The following is a 2,101-nucleotide window of genomic DNA, read 5'->3' on the forward strand; positions in this document are numbered from 1 at the left end:
GCCCGGGTAAGCACCGTCATCCGAGGCAGCTCCCCACCGAACCCCAGTCCCAGACCCACCCCCTCGTCGTCGTAGGGCGGCTCATATCGAGGCGCCCGGCGCAGCAGGATTGCGGGTTTGGCCACCGTTGCGATCGACACCGTGCACCCCAATCATTGCGTTTGCCTTCGTTTGCCTCCGGTACGAGTCTCAGTAAAGGCATGGCGAAGCGTCAATGGCAGTTGGCCGGGGCTGTGGATAAGGGTTACTCAATCAGCGGGTTCTCTTGAACCCAGGCGGCTGTCTCGGCGTGCTTCTGATCGATGTACTGCTCGAGTTTGGCCCGCTCAACACGCCATTGACCGCGGCCACCGATTTTGATCGCGGGAAGCTCGCCGCTGCGGACCATGTGGTAGACCTGCGAGTCTGAGACGTTCAGCTCAGCTGCTACGTCTGACAACAGCAGGAACCGGGGTTCCACGGGGCCTCCGCTCATGCGTTCGAAGTCTTTAGTTTGCCACCGTTTGCTCTCCAATGGGCGCCAAGGCCCGGCCGGGCAGGGGACTGGAGTAGACCACGCTGGTGGTGACCGCGCCCAAGCCGGCGATGCGCCCGGTCACCTCTTCCAGATGCCGCATGGACCGGGCCAGCACCTTCAGAACAAAGCAATCCTCGCCGGTCACATGGTGCGCCTCGATGATCTCAGGGGTGCTGTCCAGCAGGGCATGGAACGGCCTGTAGTTCCCGGTCGGGTACTTGAGCCGGACGAAGGCCATCACGTCGAGGCCCACCCGCAGGGGATCCACCGTGGCCCGGTAGTCCGCGATGACCCCGGCTTCCTCCATGCGGCGTACCCGCTCGGCGACTGCGCTGGGGGACATGGCCACCGTTCGCGCCAGGTCCGCGAAGGAGGCGCGGCCGTCTCGCTGAAGTTCAGCCAGAATCTGCCAGTCAGTGCGATCAAGGGTCATAACGGCAAACTACCGGGGAATCCACGGTCGGCACAGGGTAGGGCCGTTGAGAGGGACTGCCATCCCGTCAAGCAGCCGCATAGCGTGCTGATCATGCGAACAGCGGTGGAGATCTTCGAGGAAAGACTGCGTACCCAGACCGACGTCAGCGACGTCTACGGCGCGGCGGAAGGCGACTTCGTCCTGATCGATTCGCGCAGCAGGACGGCGTGGGACCAGGGCCACCTCCCCGGCGCCGTGCACCTGCCCACCGCGGACATCGCCGAGGGGGCGGTGCCGGCGGGAGTCCGGATTGTCACGTACTGCTGGGGGCCGGGGTGCAACGGCGCGACCCGGGCGGCGCTGGCGTTCGCGCGGCTGGGTTATGACGTGCGGGAGATGATCGGCGGAGTGGAGTACTGGGTCCGGGAGGGCTTTCCGCTGCGCACCCGCGACGGCGATGTCACCCGAACCCCGGACGCGCTGACCGCCCCTGTCACGGACGCATGTGGTTGCTGATGGAATAGCGCAGGGAAAGACCACTGCTAAGCGGGGAGACGACAGTGCCGATCACCGAGCGGGTCCGGGTGTACGTGCCGGCCACCGTGCCGCTGCTGGGGGTGCTCAAGGCTTCCGGCCAGCTTGGGGGCGTACCGATGGACGCTCATGCCGTGACCCCCGCCCTGCGTGAGTGGTATGCCGAGGGTGACGAGGAAGAACTCGAATATGTGGCTTTCACCCGCGCCGCCCAGACCTCTCTGCAACTGCTGCGGCACGACGGGAAGGCGCCGCGGCGCCGGGTGGTGATCTCGGTCGACGTGCCCGCGTCGGCGCTGGTGCGTGAGCAGGCCGAGCTGGGGTCGAGTTCGGTGGTGCTGCCGCAGGCGATCTCGCTGGCGAGTGTGGCCGCAATCCACGTGGACAGCGAGGATGCGGCCGAGCAGGTGGGCGCCGCGGTGGACGCAGTCGAGGAGGCGCTGGCCGGGGATTCCGACGCGCAGTTCACCGTCGACGGCGCCGAAGACCATGAGCTTGAGTGGTACGCGGTAAGCGAGCTGGACCAGCTCGTTTAGTCCTCCTTGCCCGACGGCACGGTCTCCGGGTGTTCGTCCCGCGCCGCCTTCTCCACCTCGTCGGGGTCGGTGGGGGCGGGCTGGGGCGCACGCCGGGAC

The 2,101-nt window shown here is 66.8% G+C and carries 4 protein-coding genes; 2 read left to right on the forward strand and 2 right to left on the reverse strand.

Features of this window, described 5'->3' with window-relative positions:
* Positions 1-244: 244 nt before the first annotated feature.
* Both TFC3_RS05465 and TFC3_RS05470 read right to left on the reverse strand, forming a co-directional pair.
* A complete protein-coding gene (locus TFC3_RS05465) occupies positions 245-475 on the reverse strand; it encodes a helix-turn-helix domain-containing protein (RefSeq protein ID WP_173745298.1) in 231 nt (76 codons plus the stop codon).
* A gap of 13 nt (positions 476-488) precedes the next feature.
* A complete protein-coding gene (locus tag TFC3_RS05470) occupies positions 489-950 on the reverse strand; it encodes an Lrp/AsnC family transcriptional regulator (protein ID WP_067496451.1) in 462 nt (153 codons plus the stop codon).
* A gap of 93 nt (positions 951-1,043) precedes the next feature.
* Between TFC3_RS05470 and TFC3_RS05475 the strand changes: the two genes are divergently transcribed.
* Positions 1,044-1,448, forward strand: a complete 405-nt coding sequence (locus TFC3_RS05475; RefSeq protein WP_067506010.1) for a rhodanese-like domain-containing protein — start codon at positions 1,044-1,046, stop codon at positions 1,446-1,448.
* A 50-nt stretch (positions 1,449-1,498) separates the two neighbouring features.
* Positions 1,499-2,002 (forward strand): hypothetical protein, encoded by a 504-nt coding sequence (locus TFC3_RS05480; RefSeq protein WP_067506013.1) that lies wholly within the window; start codon positions 1,499-1,501, stop codon positions 2,000-2,002.
* Positions 2,003-2,101: the final 99 nt, after the last annotated feature.

The sequence above is a fragment of the Actinoplanes sp. TFC3 genome, from assembly GCF_001553785.1.
Lineage (GTDB): Bacteria > Actinomycetota > Actinomycetes > Mycobacteriales > Micromonosporaceae > Actinoplanes.